We start from the raw sequence: 21,153 nt of genomic DNA, 5'->3' as shown, positions 1-21,153 counted from the left end.
CCCCAGATCCCCCGCCGACTGGTAGGCGACGGCAAGGTTGTTACGGCTGCTCAGGGTGTCCGGATGGGTGTCCCCCAGCACCCGCTCGTACTGAGTCAGAGCTGCGGACCTCAAGGGGATGGTGTGGGCCTCACGGCCCAGCCGGTACAGGTACTGGGCGGTGCGGTAGAAGGCATCGGCGGTCTCGACCGAGGCGGGGCTGTCGGCAAGGGTGGATTCGGCCAGAGCGAGGGCGTGCGGAAGCAGTTGTTCCCATGCTGCGTGCTGGTCGGGGACCGCGGCGTCATCGTGCGGGCCGGCAAGGGCGTGCCGAAGTGCCTGCTCTGCTTCGCTGCGGCCCGGGGCGTATGTGCCGGACCGGTGGTGGTCGGCTGAGGTGCGCAGGACGGTCTGTACGAGGCGGTGGATGGTGACGCCCTGGCGGTCGTCGGTGAAGGCGATCATGCTGTAGGTGTGCAGGACGCCCAAGGCGTTGCCCAGGGTTATCGGGTCGGGGACGAGGGGGGCGAGCAGGGCGCGGGGAATGTCGTCGGGGGCGAGCCAGGCCAGGGTATAGAGCAGGGTGACGGCCAAGGGATCGCGGCCTTCGACGGCGGCCAGGGTCGCGTGCCAGATGCGCGCGAGGGTGCGTTGCGGGTCGATACCTTCCGGGGGCGTGTCCAGGACCAGGCCGAGTGATGTCTGGTAGGTGCCCAGGGCGTGGCCGGTTTGGTGGCAGTAGGCGCCGGCCTGTTCCAGCGCCAGCGGCAGGAAGCCCAGCGCCCGTGCCAGGTCCACCGCTTCGTGGCGTTCCTGCGGGGTCGGGACGCGGTCGGGGAAGGCCAGGGTGCACAGCAGCCCGGCGGCGGCGGTCTCGGTCAGCAGGCCCAGCGGCATCGCGCGCGCGATCGTGTGCCAGCCGGTGGCCTTGCGGCTTGTGGCCAGCAGATGCCCGCCGGTCAGCACCCGGGGTAGGGACGCAGGTGAGCGGGTCCTCGACGTTGTCGAAGATCAACAGCCAGCCCGGATGCCAGCCTAGCCACGCCATCGCCCACGCCGCCCGCTCATCCACGTCGGCCTGTCCAGCCCACTGCGGACACAACCGCACCGCCAGCGCAGCCAGCCCGGAGACAATCGACTCCGGGGCGTCCGCGGTGATCCACCACGTAAGCGTGTACTTGGCCCGGTGCCGGTGGGCGTAGTGACGACGGGACACTGGGCATCCTAGGTACCGGCCGATCTGAAGGACACGGGGAGCGCAGATGACACGACTGGGACCTGCCGCCCGCGTCGGCCTGTCCACCGTCGCCGGGGCCGCGGTCGGCGCCATCACCACCGCCTTGACGCAGGGCATCACCTGGCCCCTGACCAGCGGCCTGGCCGCATGCCTGGTCGGCATCACCGCCCTGGAATACTGGAATCGCACTACCATCCCGGTCCCCGCGCCGGAGCCGCAGCCCGCCCGCCGCACGCGCTACGAACAGCGCGCGACCAACCGCTCCGAGATCACCGGAAGTGGCGGCACAGCAGCGGAGGGAGCCGAGGTCACGGTCGCCGTGACCGACGGATCAGCCCTCACCGGATCACCCACATCCGCACGGGGAGACGCAGAAGCATCCCGGCTGATCGACGACCACTCCACGGTGAAGGACAGCCCGATCGATCTCGACGGTGACGCCCGCTGAGGCTCGGCAATCTGACGAATACCCGTTTTCCACCCGCAGGCCGCCGGCACGTGTGCCCGCCGTCGAAGTCACCGAGCTGACCGCAAGGCTGCCGGACTTCGGGGGCCGACGAGCCTACAGCCTCCCTGGTAGGCATGTGTATCCCTCGTTGCGAGCGAGATGCGACATGGCTGTGGATAAATGAGCTATCGAGGGGTTACTCATAGATGGCAAGGCTATTTGTTGCGTGAACCTCCGCTAGCTGCTTGTCCAAGGTTCGCCCATCGATTTGCCGCCCACTGATTATCTTCGTAGTCGAGGGGTCGAAGAAAGCCTGAGTAAGGCGCACTCCATTGCGGCGCAGCTCCAGCCGTGTAAATGGCACAATCTTTTCACGTCCGGCCCGAGCGGTCGACGCATTATTCCTGAACCAGGAGACTACGTCATCATAGGAGATGACGATGGCCGTTTCGAATTCTAGATTATTCGCGGCCCGTACGCTGTTCGCCTGTAGTGCCAGTACTGCGGTCGAAATCGGATCCACCGTCCAAACCCTCCAGCCCTAATTCGGTGACTGACGCTTGCTGTGAATTGATAGCCTGCAAAAGATCAGGATAGGAGGGATTCACAGGAATCTTTTCGGCTAGTGACTTAACGAGCATGGGCGCGGCGACGCCGATTGCAACCGCCCCGAATGGTCCGCTCACCTGATTTGAGGTAGCTGCGGCTGCTGCTAGACCGGCTCCGACTCCAAGTCTAATCGCGCTAGCGAGGAGAAATGGGAATGCCCTCGGGGATGCAAAGTTACTCCATGGCCATTCGCCATCCTTTCGAATAACGTTAGAGAAATCAAGCCCCTCGACGCAAAAGCCCCCGAATAGGCCCCATAGGGCATACTCCCACATGGCTCGCAAGGTACCGCAAGACTTAGATGGATGCTAGGGTTCCGTAGAGTCCATAACATGATCGCTGTCGGGTCTTTGAGGTCTCGGCAGACGAGTCCGTACGCGAGTGAGACGAATGCCGAGATCTCGTGCGCCGTACATGCCCCTCCTGGTGTTCGTGATGCTGTACGTCGTCGACTCGCGGCGGCGCCCTGCAGCACCCATGCGACGGAGACGATCGCCGCGGCGGCGAGCAACCGCACAACGCTGTCGACGAGGATCTGCAACGCCTGCAGACCGAAGACAGGTAATCGATTCAGCGCATTTTAGGAATATCCCGCTCTGTAACATAGCGCAGAAATCACACGTGCTTGACCCGCTTGCACGGGCAATACCTGATGCGGAACTAGGCCGCCGAACATTACAAGACTCTGGCCCGGCATGAGCTTCAGGGTGACAGCAGCTCTGTCGCACTCACTGCCGATTTCTCGGAGTGGCACTCCGAGATGATTTGGAAAGAGCCGGAAGGCTCCCGCCGCAGAATGGGGGTCTGAAAAATCCTGTAGAACAGTAACTACGACGAGATCACACTGTAATACATCTAGATGGAGGCCAATGAAGTCACCTGCCCGTGTGTAATAGTTGAACGACCCACGCTGCCCGGTGGGGCAGACCTGGACTCGACAGAGATCTTCCAAGAAGTGTCGCATCGACGCCGATTGATAAATCTTCTTCTGTGTAGGGCCACCGCCGCTGTGAACCATTCTTCGAGGTGGGTGACCGCCTCGACCGTCTCCGCCTTTTCCGGTGCGGAGGAATTGCTCGGAAGCCTCCCAGAATTGATCACGAGCTTCCACGGCCAGCTTTCCAAAAGCGACCGAATCAATTAGACCTTCGTATACCGCGTAACCGGAGTGCTCCGCAATTAGGGGACTCGCCCTCAGCGCTGGATCGACGGGGAGCCGTTCTGTGTGCTTGCTGCACGAGTGTTCGAAGGGGATCACTGCATGATCAAGGAGCCATCTCTTAAATGATTCGGTGTTGGCGCTGAAGTAATGACCTACGATCCAGTCGCTTTCCATGCGTGGCTTTGCGAACACGCCGCCACCGAGCACTGCGTCTGAGGTTGTAAAATCGCCAACGGAAAGACCCTGCATGCCAAATGCTAGCCATAGGGCAACTTCTTCTATAATCCAGTGATTTGACGACGGATGAGGCAGGGGCTTTACCTCTTGCAACTCAGCCGACCGCGAGGCAAGACGTACTCGAAGAGCAGCGAGGGGCTGCTGCAATACCTCGGCCTCACTTAGAGCAATTCCGACCATCAACCGTAGAGTGAGTTTTACCACCTCTTCGCCTAGCTGACGCATGGCACCAATCGACCTGCGGTTAAGCAGCATCACGCCGGAGTTGAATGGAGGGATGAATTGAGCACCGAGAGTCGCCGCCGCAGCTGAGAGTTTGTCCTCATCCAAGTAGGTTGGATCATAGGGCACGGGCCCACGTCGTGATCCGACTTCAGGACTCGCGACGACATCTTTCTCGTTATATTTATCGAAGAGTTGTCCAACATCCGAAAGGAAGACGGTATCGCAATCCACCAACAGAATTTGCGAGCAGTCGGGATCTGCGGCACGCGCAACCGTGAAGTATTTATGCAACACGGGATATTGATTAAGTAGATCTCCACCCGGGAAATCGACCAAGATTTCGTCGTATCTCTCGCATGCAATAATCTGTGCGCCAAGTTGCCTTAGATTGAGCTCAAAGTTTACGTCTACTGCACCGAGCCAGCATACCTTTACTTGGATCGACTGGTTGAATCTACGGAGAGATTGAATGCTCGTCAGAACTTGCCACCGCAGAAGGGCGCGGCGGTGGGAATCATTGGGCTCGCTCACCGAATAGCAAACTGTCCGAGCTCCCATGTAACTCTCCCCAATCGATGCCGCCAAGCACTTGCGGGCAAGCCTGAGCACCTGCTGCACGGGACGGTAACCGTCGAGTGAAGGCATCCATACTGGCGCGCCCAAGGCGATTAGAGTGTACTGTGATGTGCGTCACTGTCGGTAGCGAGGAGAAGCCGGTGGATGAGCGCGAGCGCCCTGATGGCGATCCTGCAGGTCCGCATCCGCACCCGATCGACCCAACACCGGTTGTGTTCCCGGATGCGCCCCCAACGGACCCGATCCCTCCGCTCCAACCGCACCCGATCGACCCAACACCGGTTGTGTTCCCGGATGCGCCCCCAACGGAGCCGACCCCTCCGCTCCAACCGCACCCGATCGACCCAACACCGGTTGTGTTCCCGGATGCGCCCCCAACGGAGCCGACCCCTCCGCTCCAACCGCACCCGATCGACCCAACACCGGTTGTGTTCCCGGACATTGCTCGGCCCGATGGCGGCGAGTGGATCAATGAGCTCTCCTTCGTGGTGCTGTGGGACGAACGAGTGCCACTTAGCGCCGAAGGGCGGACTCGTATCGAGCGGCAGCTTCGCAGGGTGGCACTAACCGAGTTGGGTGAGCTAGAAGTTCACGCAGATGTCTCAATCACCTCAGTTAACGAGGGAGGCACAATCGGTATCCGCATTCAGTGCATTCGGTAGGCAGGTTCAAACTGGGCTCGGAGGCACGCCCCAGGGGCGACCTTGGCGGTGGATGACGTTGATTCGCCCAAACGCGTCATCACGTGCGCCCTGTTCACGACTGTTTTCACCGAACTTCAAGCGTGGTGGAGCCAACAATCCTGTTTTGGATGGTCAATTCGTTTCCCTGGTGAGGTGAAAACGTTCCGGGTCAGCCGGCGTGCTCCTCGTGCCAGTCCTTCTCGTCCGTCCAGATGCGCAGCGGGACGATGCTGAGCCTCATCTCGGCCGCAACCTCTTTCGCTACCTCGCGCAGGAGGTCGAGGATCTCCTCGACGGTCGTCGGGCCGTCGGGGTGGAGAGGCGTCATCTCGCGGGCATGCGGCCAGCACGAGTCGAGCCAGCGTGGGCCGTCGCCGGCATCGATGACCTTGGTCGTGATCCCTGCCTCGCCGCACACCGTGCGGGGCGCGAACCCAACCCCTGGGGACTATCGCCGTCGTCGACACCACTCCGGTGCGGGCGGTCGGGCCTCGAGACCGCGCTGCCGTTCCGTTTCCCGGCGCTCTTCGTCTGCGATCCACGGCGGGTGCGCGCCAGGGCCCGCAACTGCACGCGCTCGAGGAAGCGGAGCATCACGAGACTCAACGGACCTAGATCGTTCACACGTTCGATTCCAGGACACTAAGTGGCGGGCGTACGTTCAGAAGCACAGGAGGCCATCGTGGAGCGCTGTGACCTTCAGAGCTTCATGGCGCCGAATCTTCAGCGGTATCTGTCGCCTGGGGCTGCCGTACGAGGCGGTAGATGGTCGATGTCGCGACCTTGAGCATGGCGGCAATACTGAGGGCGGGGTGGCCCGCGGCGTGCATCTGGCGTGCGAGATCGGCCTGTTCAGGGGTGAGCTTGGGAGGCGACCCAATACGTTGCCCACGAGCGCGAGCGGCGGCTTGTCCCTCCATCGTGACTTCGGCGATCCACATGCCTTCGAGTTGCAGGGTGGCATCGACGGCGCGGATGACGAGGTCGCCGTCAGGCGCGGTGGTATCGATCGGCTCTTCCAGGGAGCGCAGTCCGACATGGGCGTCGTTGAGCTGGCGGAGCAGGTCGTGCAGGTTGCGCAGACCGGCGGCGAATCGGGAGAACCGCACGATGACGAGGCAGTCGCCGGGACGGACGTATTGGAAGGCCGCGTCCCGGGCCGGTCGCGGACTGCTGGCGCGATGGGTGATATCGAGGAAGACCGTGTGGCAGCCGGCGGTGAGGAGAGCACCGGCTTCGGCGGGGCGGGGGTCACGCAGGGTGGAGAGCCCGTAGCCGATGAGGCGGGCGGCCATCACAGAACTCCGACGACGAGGGATTCACGGGCGGTCTCCACGACTTCGGCGGTGACGGTCGACAGCTGGTTGATGTCCATCACGCGCTCGATCTGCGCGACGAGGCGGCTGGTGAGCCGGAAGTTCCCGCTGGTGATCCGGGTGATGGCGGCGACGGCTTCGGCGGTGGTGAAGTCGCCGAGGTCGTCCAGGGCAAGACGGGGCCAGTGCCGGGTGATGACGAGGTGCTGTTCGTTCGGGGAGAGCGGCCGGTAGTGGTGGACGAAGCCGACGCGGCTGTAGAGCTGGGGGTAGCGGGCGAGGCTCTTCTCGATGCCGGGCATGCCGATGAGGACCACGCCGACGCCGGTGCGGTCGTAGTGGTCCCGGAGCTGTTCCAGGCTCGGGGTCTTGAGGCGGTCGGCCTCGTCGACGACGAGGAGTTCGGTGTTGCGGGCGGCTCGTGTCGTGAAGCGCGCCGCCGTGTCCGGTCCGCCGAGGCCGCCGTCTGTGGCGAGCTGGACGGCGTAGTTGAGGCGGTCCTGGTAGAAGGTGATCGACTTCTGCACGCTGCGCGGGGTGTTGTAGACCTCCGGCGTGTAGACGACGGTCCTGGCCGTCAGCGCGCTCTCGGGGATCGGTTGTCCGTTTAATAGGGTGAACGCATCCAGGTAGGGGGCGACTTCGCCCCAGCCCGCGTAGCGACGGGCGGAGAGGGTCTTGCCGACGCCGGGCGGCCCGTAGCACAGGCCGATATAGCGGTCCCGGCGTACGGCGTCGGCGAATTCGGTGAAGCGCCGGTGTTCCTTGGTGATGACGAACGGGGCCGGGACGGCGGTGTCCGGCTCGGGCGGGTTCTCGTTATCGTCCGCGTCGGCCGGGTGGCTGCCTGTGTCGGGGGCATCCAAGGCCTACTCCTCCCGATAGCGGCGCAGTTTGGGCCGCGATTCCTCGGGCCCGGACGGTGATTCCTGGGCAAGTGGGTCGAGCGGCTCGGGCGGGGTGGCGTGGACGGCCAAGAGGCGGTCGACGACGCTGGTGCGCTGCCTGAGGGTGCCGGACAGTTCGCGGCGGCGGGCGTTGCGGGCCGCCGTGATGTCCTTGAGCGAGACGGTGGTCCCGGCCAGCTGGGGGCAGATGGCGCGCGTGAGGTAGCGGTCCTGATGGAAGACGCGGATCTCCGCGAGGTCGCGGGGGTCGTAGCGGATGGTCACGTCCTCGCCGACGTAGGCGGCCAGGACCGGGTCGAGGTAGCGCAGGGACTGGAAGTGGATGCCGTCGGGGTGGATCCTGCGGGGCTTGGCCACGGTGAGCAGGAGCAGGTCGAGCTGTTCGAGGGCGTCGGGCATGTGGGGCAGGAAGGCGTCGGCCTCCCAGCGGGCCTGGGGCGGCTGTCCGGTCTCGCCGTGCTCTCGCTGGTTGTAGGTGCCGACGAAGAAGGCGCCCAGGGCATGGTCGAGTTCGGCGAGGGTGAGGCGGGCCTGTCCGGCGCGGTCCTTGGTGCCGCGGGGTGCGTAGCCGGGTAAGTCGGACAGGCACAGGGTGTTGACCGTGTCCATGATGCGCTCGATCTTCCCGCGGCCGCGGGGCTGGCCGGGCAGGGAGAACACGAGGCGGATCTTCAGCTCGGCGGCGGCCTGTTCCATGTGGGCAGAGGTGAAGTCGCTGCCGTGGTCGGTGTAGAAGGCGGCGGGGATGCCACAGAGGTGCCAGGCCGGATCCGGCTTGCGCCAGATCGCTTGCCGCAGCGCGAGCGCGGTGTTCAGCGAGGACGGAGCGCCTAGGTTGACCGCGTACCCGGCGACGGCGCGCGAGTAGTCGTCCTCGACGACGGTCAGCCACGGACGGACCGGCCTGCCGCTGGGGGCGATCACCCACAGGTCTAGCTGGGTGTGGTCGGCCTGCCAGATCGCATTGGGTCCTTTGGCCTCGCGTCGGTGGATCAAGTCGTACACCTCCCGGTACCGCTTGGTGCCCTCGTGCGCGAGCACCGCCAGAGCCGGGTCCAGGACGCGGACGATCGCGTACACCGTGCTGTACGAGGGCACCGGCCAGCCGTGTTCCTTGGCCACCTCGACCGCCCGCCGGTGCACCCACGTCACATGCGGAGCGGGACGCCGCAGGGCCAGACCTTCGATCAGGTGCCGCAGGTCCTCGGGGATACGGCGGTGGCCGGCGTCCGATCGCGGGGCGCGGACGAGACCGGCAAGACCCTTGTCCCGGTAGGCAGCAGCCCAGCGCTGTGCGGTCCGGCAGGCGATGCCTGCCTCGGCGGCGGCCTGCGCCAGCGGGACCCCGTCCTCAAGGTACGGCCGCAGCACTGCGAACCGGCGCATCGCCCCCTCGCGCTGAGGCCCGGTCAGATCTCCCAGCGCCGCGAGTTCGACGCCCGATGCCGCCATGCTCACCAGCGTGCCGTCCGCAGGTCGGGATCTCACCGGCGCACACGCGCGCGAAACCGGCGCCTACCAAATCCTCGCGCCCTCAGCTAAGCCCATGGCGCGCTGATGGTGTTCGGAAACGATCGTCTACGCGCACCATTGCGGGCGCTTCGGCGGAACTGCTAACGTCCCAGCTCGCCGATCAACCAATGGGTTTCACAACCCACGTACGGAATCAACGACCGAAACAGCGCCCCGACCACCGTTTGTGAGGACGTTTCAGGCATGGCGAAGATCGGATACGGGCGCGTCAGCACCCGCGACCAGAATCCCGACTCCCAGCGCGACGCACTCGTCGAAGCCGGGTGTGACAAGATCTTCATCGACAAGGCGTCGGGCAAGCTGGCCAGCCGCCCCGAACTCGACAAGGCCCTCGACTACGCTCGCGCCGGCGACACCTTCGTCGTCACCCGCCTCGCCCGCGCCGCCCGCTCGCTGAAGCACCTGATCGAACTCGCCGAGACCCTGCGCGAGCGCGGCATCGACCTGGTGGTGCTCAAGCAAGGCATCGACACCTCCACCCCGACCGGCCGCCTCGCCTTCCACATGCTCGGCGCGATCGACGAGTTCCAGCGCGAACTGATCGTGGAGGGCACCCACGAGGGCCTGGCCTCCGCCCGCGCCCGGGGCCGCACCGGCGGACGCCGCCCCACCCTGACCGCTACCCAAGTCCGCATGGCACGCCAGATGTACGACAGCGAGGAGTACACCGTGCAGGACATCGCCGACTCCTTCCACACCAGCCGCGCCACCGTCTACCGCGCCCTGTCCGACGACAGCGACTTCGCCTATGTGGTCTACCGCAGCGGCAAGCCCAAGGCCCGCGCCGACGGCACCCCCATGGGCGAGACCGGGCAGGGTGAGCAGAGCACGGCGCAGTACGACGCCGACCGCCAGTTCTTCCCCCTGGCCGAACACAAGCGCCCGTACGCCAAGGCGATGGTCTACGTCGTCGACGGAACCGTGAAACGCATCCGCGCCATCGCCCCCAAGGGAGCCTGGGTTCCCCACGGCGGCGACTGGGAGATCCCCGTCACCGCCCCCCTAACACCCAGCGAGATCGCCGAGCAGTTCCCCACCCTCGGCTTCACCCTCGGGGACGAGCTGCCCGCCCAGCGCGGCAAGCTCCGTCAGCACCTCGCGCTGTAAGAGATCTTGAGAGGTCGTACATTGCGATGAGCCCCAAAGAAGCCACGGAACGATCTTGAAGCCGTGACTCTCCAGATTCACGAACCAATCTCCCGAGACAGCACAGCGGCGTTGCCACGGCTCATTCGGCATTGAAGTTCCCGGAGTAGCTGACTCCTAACTGGGAAACCTCGGGAAGCTTCCCCGAAGTCCCTCGCGACAGTACGTGATTCCGCCACCCTTGATTACAGGACCAGGGGGGTGGCTGTGGCGCGGAGGGCGTACACGATGGGGCGCGAGGAATTGTTTGAGAGCCTCCTGAACGGGGTATTGGGGGGCGACGAACTTAGAGACATCCTGGCCAGCGGCAGTGGCGCCAGCGCGGATCAGTTGCGGGATGCGGCGAACGCGCAGCGACTCGACATCCTGGGACAAGTCGAGGACGCTGAACGTGCCTACCAGCAGAGGGTCACCGAGTCCCGGATGTTCAGCAGTCTTACCTGGCCATTGCTGGTGACCAGTGCGCTCATCATCCTGGCGGTGCTCGCCGTCTCGGTAGTCGTGGCGTGGAACTCGGTGCTCCAGGAAGCGCTGTCCAAGGACCGCCCTGTGACGGTTGGGGCCGTGGCGGGCCAGTCCTTCGTCATGCTGCTCATCATCGTCGTTCTCGCTGCCGCTGTAGCCACCGCAGTGTGGTGGGGCTGCTATCTGCTGTCGTCCCGTGTCCGGGCGGGCCACGGCCGGGCGAAGGACACCCAGCTGCTGGTCACAGCTGTTGTCGTCTACGTTCTGCTGGCGGTGTTCTGTGCGTTGTTCATCGGCGGTGGCACAGAGGCCATCGTCTGGCAGCTCGTGCACGACCAACAGCCGGGAAAGGGCGAAGCGGACGACTGGGGTGGGTGGGTCTCTCTCGGGATTCTGAGCCTCTTCGCACTTGCGGCGATTTCCTTGTGGAACCGCGCAAACGGCACGTCCGGCACTTATCTGTTTCGCCGCCAGTGGATCGGCCCCTTCGGCCCCTCGGATTTCAGCCACACGGAGTGGCAGGCCTTAGCCAATTGGCAGGACGCTCTCCGGCAGACCCTGTTGGCCTTTCTGCGCGCGCGCATCAACCAGGATTCCCAGCCCATCTACTCCACATCCCTCGCAATCACCGATGCGCCGGGGCTACAGCAGCTCCGAGTCGATGACGACCACGGACGGCATGTGCGGACGAACGCCTACGACGAACTGGTCCGACTCGCCGCCGCCATGGACGGCGGGAGCATCGCCCTCGCTGGGCCGCGGGGGGCGGGCAAAACGCAGCTGCTGCAGGTGTTCTGCAGCGAGAAGAGGTGGGGGGAAGAGGCACCACGGCAGCTGAGCCTCATCGAATCGGTGCCGGTCCTGTTCGAGCGGCGGGAGTTCATGCTCCACTTGTTCAACAGGTTGTGTGACCTTGCGATCGAGAAGAACCTTGGCACGGCCCAGGAGGCGAAGCGGCACAAGAGCTCGATCGGCTACCTCCAGACCTTCTCCGACGAGGTGGCGCTCAGCGCCGGCTGGCGGGCCTGGAACCTGTCGGCGAAGCGGGGGACAGCGCTTGCGCGGCAGCCGCAGACATACCCGGAAATTGTGGCTGAACTGAAGGCGTTCCTCACACGGACCGCGCGAGTGTTGCACAAGGAAAACCAAGGTCGGCGCCTGGTGATCGGGATAGACGAGCTCGACCGGATCGAGCCGTCCGCCACCGCGCGTGTCTTCCTGAACGAACTCAAGGCCGTGTTCGACGTACCGAAGTGCCTGTTCGTGCTGGCGGTCTCCGACGAGGCGCTCAGAGAGGCGCAGCTGGCACCGTTCGGCCGACGGGACGCATTCGACAGCGCGATCGACGAGGTTGTCCGGGTAGAGCCGCTCAATCAGAGGACCGCCGAGCAACTCCTGGGCCGCCGGGTGGTCAGGCTTCCGGTGCCATTCGCAGCCTTGTTCTACTGTCTGTCCGGAGGCATGCCCCGTGATCTTCTGCGAACGGCACGCGCCGGCGTCTCGTGCGTGTCACCGGGACAGCCCATCACGCTCACGCACTTGACACGCCTGCTGGTGGAGCGCGAACTTGCCCGGGTCGCGAGCGCAGCCGCCGGTCCCGAGGACTCCGCGGACCTCCTGCGGCTATTCCACTCCGACGTGGTCGGCGAGCAGGGCGGGCTTGGTGGTCTGGGGAGCCTCGTCCACCAGCACGCCGGGATGTCCGGCGAGCGAGGGCGGATCGGCGCGGCACTGGCCAACCGGGCATATCACCTCGACACAGTGCAACAGATCTTCACCACGGAGCGCACCCAGGAGGAAATCGAGAGGGCCTGCCAACCCACTCATCAGGGATCCTTCGATGCCCTGGCCAGGGCCCAGCGTGAAACTGGGACAGCCGACCCCTTGGCCCGTGCCACGCTCCGCCGTGTCAGAGCGGCCTGGTCGCTCCCCGACCTACCGCCCCTGGGTTCCGTGACGTGACCCGGGAAGGGCCGTGAGTCCGGGCTGGCGTTCAGAGCGCGATCGGCCAAGCCAGATCTTGGTCCAGCGGCAGAGTGGCAGCTACCACACAGCATCTCTCCTTGATTTCAGGGCTTCCGCGTGCCGCAGGGCGTGCGCCGTAGCAGCGTCTGTCGCGCCATTCACCACTGAAGATTCAATGCCATGAAGCCTTGAAGGTCACAGGAGCGCGTCGCGCGCCGCCACCTGCCGATCTTGCTCATTAATCGGTCGGTTGATGAACTGCCGTGTCTCCCGCCTTCTCCCGCCAGAGGGCGAGGTTGTGCCGTGCGCTCAGAGTGTGGGGATGCTCTGGGCCCAGTACGCGCTCGAAATCGGTGACGAGCTGTTCAAGAAGCGTGATGGCGTCATCGATTCGTCCCGCCTGCGCGTAGGCGCCGGCGAGGTTGTTCCGTGAGAGCAGGGTGTCTGGGTGGTCTGCACCCAGCACCCGCTCGCTGTCCGCCAGTGTGCGTTCGTACAACGGGATTGCCTGCCCCAGATCGCCCATTGCCAGATAGGCGCCTGCGAGGTTGGACAGTGAGGCTGGCAGGTCGCGTGTGTAGGCGGCTGTCAGCCGTCAGCCGTCGGTAGATCTCCACCGCTTCTGCGGCGGCCGTGAGTGCTTCCTCCGGGCGCCCTACCTCCGACAGCATCGTGCCCAGATTGCTCAAGATCGCGGGACGCCAGGGGTCATTGGCAGGTCTTTCAGCTGCTGCCTGCGGCCAGGACGATAGCCTCGTCAAGGTCGGCGGGCGAGCCAGTTCGCTCGAATCGATCCCACATGGAGGAATCCCGGTCACGGCTGCTCATCGAAGCCCCCCACTTCCTTGAAGATCTCAACAGCCGTTTGTCGATCTCTGAAATCCACGGTGCCCAAACGAGGGTGTCTCCACCGGATGAGAGAACCTTGCGGTGACGTCAGGGGACCTGGCTCTCCACCGGAGGAGGCATTCCCTGTCGGCGGCGGCTGAACCGTGACCCACTTTGGCCGAGTCAAAACGGACCCATTTATGCCTTTTTGCGTGTTAGTCGTTGTCGTGGTCGGTGGGGATGCGTCCGAGTTCACGTCCCCGCATGCGATACGAATCGCCCTTGAACGAGTGGACCTCGGCGTGGTGGACGAGCCGGTCGATCATGGCGGCGGCCACGGTCTCGTCGCCGAAGACCTCTCCCCAGCGTCCGAAGGGCTTGTTGCTGGTGACAATCACGGATGCCCGTTCGTATCTGTTCGAGATGAGCTGGAAGAACAGGTTCGCGGCCTCGGCCTCGAAGGGAATGTATCCGACCTCATCGACCACGATCAGCGGATAGCGGCCGAGCTTGGTCAGTTCCTGCTGGAGGCGGCCGGCCTGGTGGGCGGCGGCGAGCCGGTCGACCCACTCCGAGGCGGTGGCGAACGCGACGCGGTGGCCGGCCTGACAGGCGCGGACCCCGAGCCCGATCGCGAGGTGCGTCTTCCCGGTGCCCGGCGGGCCCAGAAAAACGGCGTTCTCCTTCCCGGCGATGAAGTCCAACGTGCCCAGATGCGCGAGCTGTTGGCGCGTCAGACCGCGCAGATGGGTGACATCCAGTTCCTCGACTGTCTTGATCGCAGGGAACCGGGCGGCGCGGACGCGGGCCTCGCCGCCGTGCGATTCCCGGGCGGACACTTCGCGCTGGAGGCAGGCGACGAGGTATTCGGCGTGGGTCCAGGACTCCTTGCGGGCGCGTTCGGCGAGCCGGTCGGCGGCGTCCAGCAGGGCCGGTGCCTTCATCGCGCGGGCGAGGAAGGCCAGGTCGGCGGCGGTCTGCTGACCCGTTCGGCGACTGGTCGTCCCCGTCTTGGCGGTGGCGGCCGTCTCCTCGGGCGCCTCGCCGCCGGCTATGGCGGTGCGGGGCATCAGCCGGCCTCCCTCTGGTTATCGCCGCCGCCGTCGATGACGGTGAACAGCCGGTCGTAGGTGCCCAGTTCGCGCTGTTCGACCTCGATCAGCGGACCGGTGCCCGCCTCGGCGGCAGCCCGGCGGGTGGCCTGCTGACGGTGTACTTCCTGACGCATCACGATGCCGGTGGCCGCGTGGTCGGGGTCGGTGATGGTCTGATGGCGGGCCCAGCAGCGGGGGTGCTGGGCGACGATCTCCCCACCCGCCGCCAGCACGATGACCTGGTCGTTGTCGCAGAGCACGGTCACCATCCGCCCGATCGCGGCGGGGTCGACGGAGTAGTCGTTGGTGTCGATGCGGACGTAGTGGTCGCGGCCGAGACGGATCTGGAATCTCCACCAGGAGGGCGGGTCGACCGGTGGCAGCGCGAGCATCCCGGCCCGGTCGGCCTCCCACCGTTCGGTGGGACGGGCCTGCAAAGTGCGGTGCTGGCGCCGGTTGGCGACCTTCAGCCAGGCGGCCAGCTGGGTGTTGAAGTCGTCCGGTCCGGCGAAATGGCGACCCGGCAAAAAGCTCGTCTCCAGATAACCATTCGCCCTTTCCACCAGCCCTTTCGCTTCTGGATCACGGGGGCGACAGAGATGGATCTTGGTGGCGAGCAGGCCCGCGAACGCCGCGAACTCACCGGTCACCCGGCCCCGGCCGACGCCCGCCTCGTTGTCCCAGACGAGCATCCTCGGCACCGCGTTCCACTCGGACAGCAGCCGCCAGTGCCCGTCGATCAGATCCCCGGTCCGCCGCGAGGGCAGCATCCGTGCCGCGATCACCCGCGAGTAGCCGGACACCATCACCAGCACCGGCGGCCGGCCCGTCTGGCCATAACCGAGCGGGATGTCCGCCTCCGGGAACCACAGGTCGCACTGGGCCAGCTCGCCCGGCCGATACGTCGTCCGCGACACCGGATCGACCGGCGCATAGGCAGGGCGCAGCTCACGGACCCTCTCCTTCAGGATCGTCATTCCGCGTTCCCAACCGATCCGCTCCGCGATCACCGTGGCCGGCATCGTCGGCGTCTCCCGCAGCAGCTCGCGGATCTGCACCTCGACCGCATCGACGGCCGAGCCCTTCAACGGCCTTTCGTACTTCGGCGGCCGGTCGTGCGCCAGCGCCCGCTTCACGGTGTTCTTCGAGATGCCCAGATGCCGCGCGATCGCCCGGATCGGCATCTGCTCGGCCCGGTGCAACCGGCGGATCTCTGCCCAGTCCTCCACAAGGATCACCCTTCCTCCTGACCTTGATCAACAAGGCCAGATTCAGGCAAAGGGCACAAAGTGGGTCAGATTTGATACGCCGTCAGTGACCCCGTTTTCGGCCGTCGCCGAGATTCCCGGCATCCAGAGTTCCAGCATCCGATGCAGGGCCCTCGTGCCGTTCAAGCTCTCCTGAGGCCGGAACAGCCAGGATCGTCCTGTTTGCTGACGGAAGGCCGCCGTCTGCGGTGCGCCAGAGCGTATGGATCCGTGTCACGACAACACCGATATCCGCCTCACCCACACGCTGCTGCTCAACGAGAACGCGAACCAGAGACTCTAGGTTCGCCCAACGGGGCACACCGGAGCCACGTAACACAGCGCTAACGCCTTCATGGCTGAGGTGCCAGGTAGATCGTCTCGCTCGCGAATCCCGGTGTGCTGATGGTGCGAGCAGCGGGCTTTCCTGCCAGCGCGTACAGATCGTGCAAGGCGACAGCCAAGTCCCGTCTCGGCCCCGGCGGCAGCTGATGCTCGTCGGGCATGCGGATGCCTACCACAGGAGTCTCCGTCAGCCTTTGTCAGGTTGTGTCAGTCCAACAGTTTGCCAGTCCACATCCAGTGGTGTCGTTTCAGCGCACCGGGGACTGGTGACAGGGATCGCTCGGGCACTCCTCCGCTAGCCGCATGGTGGATTTAAGCCTCCATCCGAACGGAGGGCCGAGGAGGGCAACGACATGACCATTCACCGCGACGACACGACCCGAATCGAGCGTCTCACTTTGATCGCTGCCGCTGTGCGCGGCGTCCTCTCGGGGGCGAGCCGGGCGTTCGCCGTCTGGCTGATCACCTTCCCGGCGGACAGGCATTGACGAGGTGTGAGCAGTCCGCAGAGGGCGGTCGAAGCCATTGCAGCTGACTTCGACCGCCCCTTCGACTGTACGGCGCGATCATGCGCGGGACGACGCGCCATCGTCGGCGTCAGCTGAGTCGCGAGGTCTGGGCCCGGTGACCGCCGCGAGCTTCAGGCGGCCGCCCATGGCGACGTTCACTCCCCTACGGGCGGACGTGGGACCAGAACAGCGGGGTCAGGCCCCGCCGGTCGGCGGGGGTGAGGAGGTCGGCCCGCTCCGGTTCGCCGAGGATGCCCTGGAGCATCAGGGCGTTTCGTAGACCAGGGCGGATTGCAGGCTGCGCAGGCACAGGACGAACATCTCCTGCTCGTCGCGCCGGTTCGAGGCGATCTCCCCGCCCTTGCCATAGGCGATCACGGAGTTGGCGCCGTTGGAGGACTCCATCACGTTCATCTCCCGCTGGAGATCCCGGAGCCGCAGATAGCGGGCCATTCTGTGAAATCAATTTTGTCAAGGCAGCCGGCCAAACGTCAGGCGTAGCGTCGTGCGGTGTCGGTCCAGGAGTCCTCGTGACGGTTGTCGGTGATTCCCTTGAAGTTGCGGGCAGCGACAGCAGCACTCGGCCGAAGCCTAGTCCTCGGTGCCGAGCTCAGCAGGACGGATGTGGCCGCCGACAACGACTTGATCGCCATATAGGGCTCCGCTTCGGAAGACCGCCAGCCGATTGGCTCTCCGCGCTTGATGCTCCGGCGGACGACCTTGAACGCCTGGCGGACACCACCGAGCACGGCGATGTCGTCCTCGGTAAGGCAGCGCTCAGCGGCCAGCTTGGCCATAAGCGCCTCGATCTGTCCTTCGGCTGCGGTTGCCCGTTCGAGCACGCCCCAGCCAACATGCTGGGGCGTGGTGACGGGTGTGTGGCCGTCCGTTAGGGAGTCCCACGTCTTCCAGATGGCGACAAATTCTCCGTAGAGACGTTGGAAGTCCTGAGCGGCTGCCAGGTCCATCTCGCGGTTCTTCTTGACTTGGTCCCAGCGGTCAGTGACCCGGGTCGTCACGAGCCAACCACCGCCGAGCGTGACGGCCACCGTGAGCAACGGGGCGCCCACTGACTCAATGATCGACATGCGCCTCCTACCGAAGGTAACGAGCAGTTCAGCTGAATTGTGCTGTGCGGTGTCGTGGCGTGCTCACGTTCTCCTTTCCCCGCTAATGCCCTAATTGACCTCGACAATCGGCAGAGGTGGTGGGTGCACACCCTGATTGCCCCGCTCGCGGGACCGTTGCTGCACTCTGCAGTGCGGCATATTCATTGGGGGTGACCCGTGGCACGGCGGAAGCCGTGGGAGATCAGTGACGAGCTGTAGGCGGTGATCGAGCCGCTACTCCCGAAGCATGAACGACGGTTCCGGCACCCCGGGCGCAAGCGGATCGATGACCGCAAGACTCTGCAGGGTGTGCTGTTCGTCCTCTACACGGGGATCCAATGGGAGTACCTGCCGCAGGAGTTGGGCTTCGGCTCGGGGCCCACCTGCTGGCGCCGGCTGGCCGGGTGGCAGGAGGCCGGCGTGTGGGAGGGACTCCAGCGGGTGCTGCTGGACCGGCTGCGGGCGGCGGACCGCCTGGACTTCTCCCGCGTCACCGTTGATGCCTCGCACGTGCCGGCCAAGCGGGGGCGCAGCAGCCCAAAAGTCGGTCCGAGTCCGGTTGACCGTGCACGGCCGGGCTCGAAGCACCACGTGCTGACCGACGCGCACGGCACCCCGTTGCGGGTATCGCTGACCGGCGGGCACCGCAACGACGTCACCCAGCTGCTGCCGCTGGTCGACGGCGTACCGCCGGTGCGGGGCAAGCGGGGGCGGCCTCGGCGCAAGCCTCGCGCGTTGTACGCCGGCCGGGGCTACGACCATGACATCTACCGCCGTCGACTACGCGAGCGCGGCATCGTCCCGAAGATCGCCCGCCGCGGTCAGCCACATGGCTCGGGCCTGGGTCACGTCGCACCGCAGGCACCATCTTGAGAGAACTCGGAGTGGGCATGCCCACGATCATGGAGATCCTGCGCCACACCCAGATCAGCCAGGCCCGGCGGTACGTCAAGGGCAGGCCCCACCTGTCGAAGGACGCCATGCGGCGCATGGGCGACGCGTTCATGCCGACCCCGGAGGGGCAGCCCGAACCGTGAGCTTCTTCAGAACGGTCACCGATCGGGTGACGTCCAGGGGCGCGGTTCTGGCCAGCACGGTGGCAGTCGCCCTGTTCGCCGACATCGTCAACAGCCGGTGCTTCCTCACTCGTCGGAGGGGCAGCTGAAGAAGCTCCGTCAATTGAGACCAGAAATGAGACCACGGACAGTCCAGCCGCACGCGCGCGGCGCCGCCGTCGCATCCGCTGAACGAGAAAGCCCAGCTCAGACGTTGTCTGGGCTGGGCTTGGAGAGAGCCCCCTGTCGGATTCGAACCGACGACCTACGCATTACAAGTGCGTTGCTCTGGCCAGCTGAGCTAAGGAGGCCTGCGTCCGCGCGATCGCGGACGTGCCCGTGCAGTGTACCCAGGCCACAGCGGCCCCCTGTCGAAAATTTCCGCGAAGTTCACATGCCGCCAGGTACTGACATACGGGCGAACGGCAGGTACCGTCCTGTGCCAGTCCACCCTCGTGGACTACACCACCACCTTCCTACAACGGATCGTCCGGCACGTTCCTGCCGGTAGAAGGGGGCCCTTTCACCATGGCCACTGTCTCGTTCGACAAGGCGACCCGGATCTACCCGGGTTCCGAGAAGCCCGCCGTTGACGGCCTGAACATCGAGATCGAGGACGGCGAGTTCCTCGTTCTGGTCGGCCCGTCCGGCTGCGGCAAGTCCACCTCGCTCCGCATGCTCGCCGGGCTCGAGGACGTGAACGCCGGCGCCATCCGCATCGGTGACCGCGACGTCACGCACCTGCCGCCGAAGGACCGGGACATCGCCATGGTGTTCCAGAACTACGCGCTGTACCCGCACATGACCGTTGCCGACAACATGGGCTTCGCCCTGAAGATCGCCGGCGTCAACAAGGCGGAGATCCGCAAGAAGGTCGAGGAGGCCGCGAAGATCCTCGACCTCACCGAGTACCTGGACCGCAAGCCGAAGGCCCTCTCCGGTGGTCAGCGCCAGCGTGTCGCCATGGGCCGCGCCATCGTGCGTGAGCCGCAGGTCTTCCTCATGGACGAGCCGCTGTCCAACCTCGACGCCAAGCTCCGTGTGTCGACCCGTACGCAGATCGCCTCGCTGCAGCGCCGTCTCGGTATCACCACCGTCTACGTCACCCACGACCAGGTCGAGGCCATGACGATGGGCGACCGCGTGGCCGTACTCAAGGACGGTCTGCTCCAGCAGGTCGACTCCCCGCGCAACATGTACGACCGCCCGGCCAACCTCTTCGTCGCCGGCTTCATCGGCTCCCCGGCCATGAACCTGGTCGAGGTCCCGATCACCGACGGCGGCGTGAAGTTCGGCAACAGCGTCGTCCCGGTCAACCGTGAGGCACTGAAGGCCGCGACGGACAAGGGCGACAAGACGGTCACCGTCGGCGTCCGCCCCGAGCACTTCGACATCGTCGAGGAGAACGGCGGCGCCGCCAACGCCCTGTCGAAGGACACCGAGGACAAGCCGGCCGGTCTCGCGGTCTCCGTGAACGTCGTCGAGGAGCTCGGCGCCGACGGCTACGTCTACGGCTCCGCCGAGGTCGGCGGCACCACCAAGGACCTCGTCGTCCGCGTCGAGGGCCGCCGGGTGCCGGAGAAGGGCTCCACGCTGCACGTCGTGCCCCGGCCGGGCGAGACCCACGTGTTCTCGACCTCCACGGGCGAGCGCCTCTCCGACTGAGAGGGATGACACGGCTGACACGGCTGACTGACTCGGCTGACACGGCCGACTCGGCTGACGCCAGACAAAACCACCAGCCCGGGTGAATTCACCCAGGTTGACGTGAAAGGCCCCGCAACCTGCTGCGGGGCCTTTTCCGTTGTCGACAAATACCCCGGCAGACCGGTCATTTCGAGCGGTGTACGTCAACGCCGTACCCGGAACGAGCCACCAGTTCATCCCCCGAACCGGTGACTAAATGTCGCCAAATCAGTACCGAACGCTACCCTCACTCGCGTGAAGCACTCCACTAACCCTCAGACGCGACGCGGCCAGGGCCCCGCCCGCCGGGTCGGCCGCACCCTCGCCCTCGTCCTGCCCGTCCTTCTGGTGCTGTCCGGGACCCTCGCGGTCACCCGGGTCAACTGGACGGGAAGCCCGTCCGGCTCGGTGCTCACCGCCTCCGACGCGATCGACGACGCCAAGGGCGCCGCACCGGTTCACCGGGCCCCGCAGGACGTGCTGCGGGACCAGCTCCTGGCCGAGCTGCAGGACAGGAACCCGGGCGTGGTCCTCACGCACCTCCAGGAGGCCGTGAACGGGCGTCCCTCGCTCGCCGGGCACTGCTACTCCATCGCCCGCGCCCTGGGTCGCGCCGCGGCCCGGATGTACGGCCCGGTGAGGGCGCAGTCATACGCCCGCCCGGTCTGCGACACGTCCTTCGCAACAGGCGTCGCAGCAGCACAGGGCTGAGCCCGCTCCGCCCACCCCGGACCAGCTCACCGATCCCGCACCGGCCGGTCTGGTTGGGGGTGGCTGGTTGGGGGTGGCTG

The 21,153-nt window shown here is 65.6% G+C and carries 17 protein-coding genes, 1 tRNA gene and 3 pseudogenes; 8 read left to right on the top strand and 13 right to left on the bottom strand.

Annotated features, from left to right (window positions below; translation table 11 throughout):
• The coding region (locus GRC12_RS25230) for a tetratricopeptide repeat protein (RefSeq protein WP_208781641.1) at nt 1–945 on the bottom strand (945 nt) is incomplete at its 3' end.
• 296 nt (nt 946–1,241) lie between these two features.
• Between GRC12_RS25230 and GRC12_RS25225 the strand changes: the two genes are divergently transcribed.
• Nucleotides 1,242–1,664, top strand: coding sequence for a hypothetical protein (locus GRC12_RS25225; RefSeq protein ID WP_208781640.1), 423 nt, complete (start codon nt 1,242–1,244; stop codon nt 1,662–1,664).
• A 1,189-nt stretch (nt 1,665–2,853) separates the two neighbouring features.
• On the opposite strand, the gene GRC12_RS25220 is transcribed toward GRC12_RS25225, so the two are convergent.
• The 5 genes from GRC12_RS25220 to GRC12_RS25200 form a co-directional block, all read right to left on the bottom strand.
• Nucleotides 2,854–4,428, bottom strand: coding sequence for a hypothetical protein (locus GRC12_RS25220; protein ID WP_208781639.1), 1,575 nt, complete (start codon nt 4,426–4,428; stop codon nt 2,854–2,856).
• Between the two features lie 897 nt (nt 4,429–5,325).
• Nucleotides 5,326–5,484, bottom strand: coding sequence for a hypothetical protein (locus tag GRC12_RS25215; RefSeq protein ID WP_208781638.1), 159 nt, complete (start codon nt 5,482–5,484; stop codon nt 5,326–5,328).
• Between the two features lie 379 nt (nt 5,485–5,863).
• Nucleotides 5,864–6,451 (bottom strand): recombinase family protein, encoded by a 588-nt coding sequence (locus GRC12_RS25210; RefSeq protein WP_208781637.1) that lies wholly within the window; start codon nt 6,449–6,451, stop codon nt 5,864–5,866.
• On the bottom strand, nt 6,451–7,338 hold the full coding sequence (locus GRC12_RS25205; RefSeq protein WP_208781636.1) for an AAA family ATPase: 888 nt from the start codon (nt 7,336–7,338) through the stop codon (nt 6,451–6,453). Before GRC12_RS25205 ends, GRC12_RS25210 begins: the two co-directional genes overlap by 1 nt.
• 3 nt (nt 7,339–7,341) lie before the next feature.
• On the bottom strand, nt 7,342–8,832 hold the full coding sequence (locus GRC12_RS25200; protein ID WP_208781635.1) for a Mu transposase C-terminal domain-containing protein: 1,491 nt from the start codon (nt 8,830–8,832) through the stop codon (nt 7,342–7,344).
• A 264-nt stretch (nt 8,833–9,096) separates the two neighbouring features.
• On the opposite strand from GRC12_RS25200, the gene GRC12_RS25195 reads away from it, so the two are divergent.
• Together GRC12_RS25195 and GRC12_RS25190 are read left to right on the top strand one after the other, a co-directional pair.
• The gene (locus tag GRC12_RS25195) at nt 9,097–10,020 is read left to right on the top strand and encodes a recombinase family protein (RefSeq protein WP_208781634.1); all 924 of its coding nucleotides are present in this window, start codon (nt 9,097–9,099) and stop codon (nt 10,018–10,020) included.
• A 267-nt stretch (nt 10,021–10,287) separates the two neighbouring features.
• A complete protein-coding gene (locus GRC12_RS25190; RefSeq protein ID WP_208781633.1) occupies nt 10,288–12,486 on the top strand; it encodes a P-loop NTPase fold protein in 2,199 nt (732 codons plus the stop codon).
• 241 nt (nt 12,487–12,727) lie between these two features.
• On the opposite strand, the gene GRC12_RS25185 is transcribed toward GRC12_RS25190, so the two are convergent.
• The 4 genes and pseudogenes from GRC12_RS25185 to istA all read right to left on the bottom strand — a co-directional run bounded on the left by GRC12_RS25185 (nt 12,728) and on the right by istA (nt 15,649).
• Nucleotides 12,728–13,045 (bottom strand): tetratricopeptide repeat protein, encoded by a 318-nt coding sequence (locus GRC12_RS25185; RefSeq protein WP_280117516.1) that lies wholly within the window; start codon nt 13,043–13,045, stop codon nt 12,728–12,730.
• Nucleotides 13,046–13,097: 52 nt separating this feature from the next.
• Nucleotides 13,098–13,307 (bottom strand): annotated as a pseudogene (locus GRC12_RS46985) (hypothetical protein); the annotation flags it as partial.
• Between the two features lie 225 nt (nt 13,308–13,532).
• Nucleotides 13,533–14,387, bottom strand: coding sequence for an IS21-like element helper ATPase IstB (gene istB / locus GRC12_RS25175; RefSeq protein WP_208781630.1), 855 nt, complete (start codon nt 14,385–14,387; stop codon nt 13,533–13,535).
• Nucleotides 14,387–15,649, bottom strand: coding sequence for an IS21 family transposase (gene istA / locus GRC12_RS25170; RefSeq protein WP_208781629.1), 1,263 nt, complete (start codon nt 15,647–15,649; stop codon nt 14,387–14,389). Before istA ends, istB begins: the two co-directional genes overlap by 1 nt.
• A gap of 707 nt (nt 15,650–16,356) precedes the next feature.
• Here istA and GRC12_RS46450 point away from each other — a divergent pair.
• The gene (locus tag GRC12_RS46450) at nt 16,357–16,491 is read left to right on the top strand and encodes a hypothetical protein (RefSeq protein WP_280117515.1); all 135 of its coding nucleotides are present in this window, start codon (nt 16,357–16,359) and stop codon (nt 16,489–16,491) included.
• A gap of 285 nt (nt 16,492–16,776) precedes the next feature.
• Here GRC12_RS46450 and GRC12_RS25165 read toward each other — a convergent pair whose 3' ends face one another.
• Nucleotides 16,777–16,965, bottom strand: coding sequence for a Tn3 family transposase (locus GRC12_RS25165; protein ID WP_208781628.1), 189 nt, complete (start codon nt 16,963–16,965; stop codon nt 16,777–16,779).
• Between the two features lie 38 nt (nt 16,966–17,003).
• The gene (locus GRC12_RS25160; RefSeq protein WP_208781627.1) at nt 17,004–17,600 is read right to left on the bottom strand and encodes a hypothetical protein; all 597 of its coding nucleotides are present in this window, start codon (nt 17,598–17,600) and stop codon (nt 17,004–17,006) included.
• Between the two features lie 243 nt (nt 17,601–17,843).
• Here GRC12_RS25160 and GRC12_RS25155 point away from each other — a divergent pair.
• Nucleotides 17,844–18,467, top strand: a pseudogene (locus GRC12_RS25155) (IS5 family transposase); the annotation flags it as partial.
• Nucleotides 18,464–18,658, top strand: a pseudogene (locus tag GRC12_RS25150) (tyrosine-type recombinase/integrase); the annotation flags it as partial. The pseudogenes GRC12_RS25155 and GRC12_RS25150, both read left to right, overlap by 4 nt.
• Before the next feature lie 255 nt (nt 18,659–18,913).
• Here GRC12_RS25150 and GRC12_RS25145 read toward each other — a convergent pair.
• Nucleotides 18,914–18,987 (bottom strand) — tRNA-Thr (locus GRC12_RS25145).
• A gap of 217 nt (nt 18,988–19,204) precedes the next feature.
• Between GRC12_RS25145 and GRC12_RS25140 the strand changes: the two genes are divergently transcribed.
• Both GRC12_RS25140 and GRC12_RS25135 read left to right on the top strand, forming a co-directional pair.
• Nucleotides 19,205–20,341: an ABC transporter ATP-binding protein gene (locus GRC12_RS25140; RefSeq protein ID WP_208781626.1), complete on the top strand. Its 1,137-nt coding sequence runs from the start codon at nt 19,205–19,207 to the stop codon at nt 20,339–20,341.
• A 276-nt stretch (nt 20,342–20,617) separates the two neighbouring features.
• Nucleotides 20,618–21,073 carry a hypothetical protein gene (locus tag GRC12_RS25135; protein WP_208781625.1) on the top strand — a complete coding sequence of 152 codons (456 nt, stop codon included), beginning with the start codon at nt 20,618–20,620 and terminating at the stop codon, nt 21,071–21,073.
• The last annotated feature ends 80 nt before the right edge of the window (nt 21,074–21,153 follow it).

It is taken from the genome of Streptomyces griseorubiginosus, from assembly GCF_017614965.1.
Taxonomy (GTDB): Bacteria; Actinomycetota; Actinomycetes; order Streptomycetales; family Streptomycetaceae; genus Streptomyces; species Streptomyces griseorubiginosus_B.
Note: the sequence above shows the minus strand (reverse complement) of the source record. Positions and strands in the feature narration are given on the sequence as shown.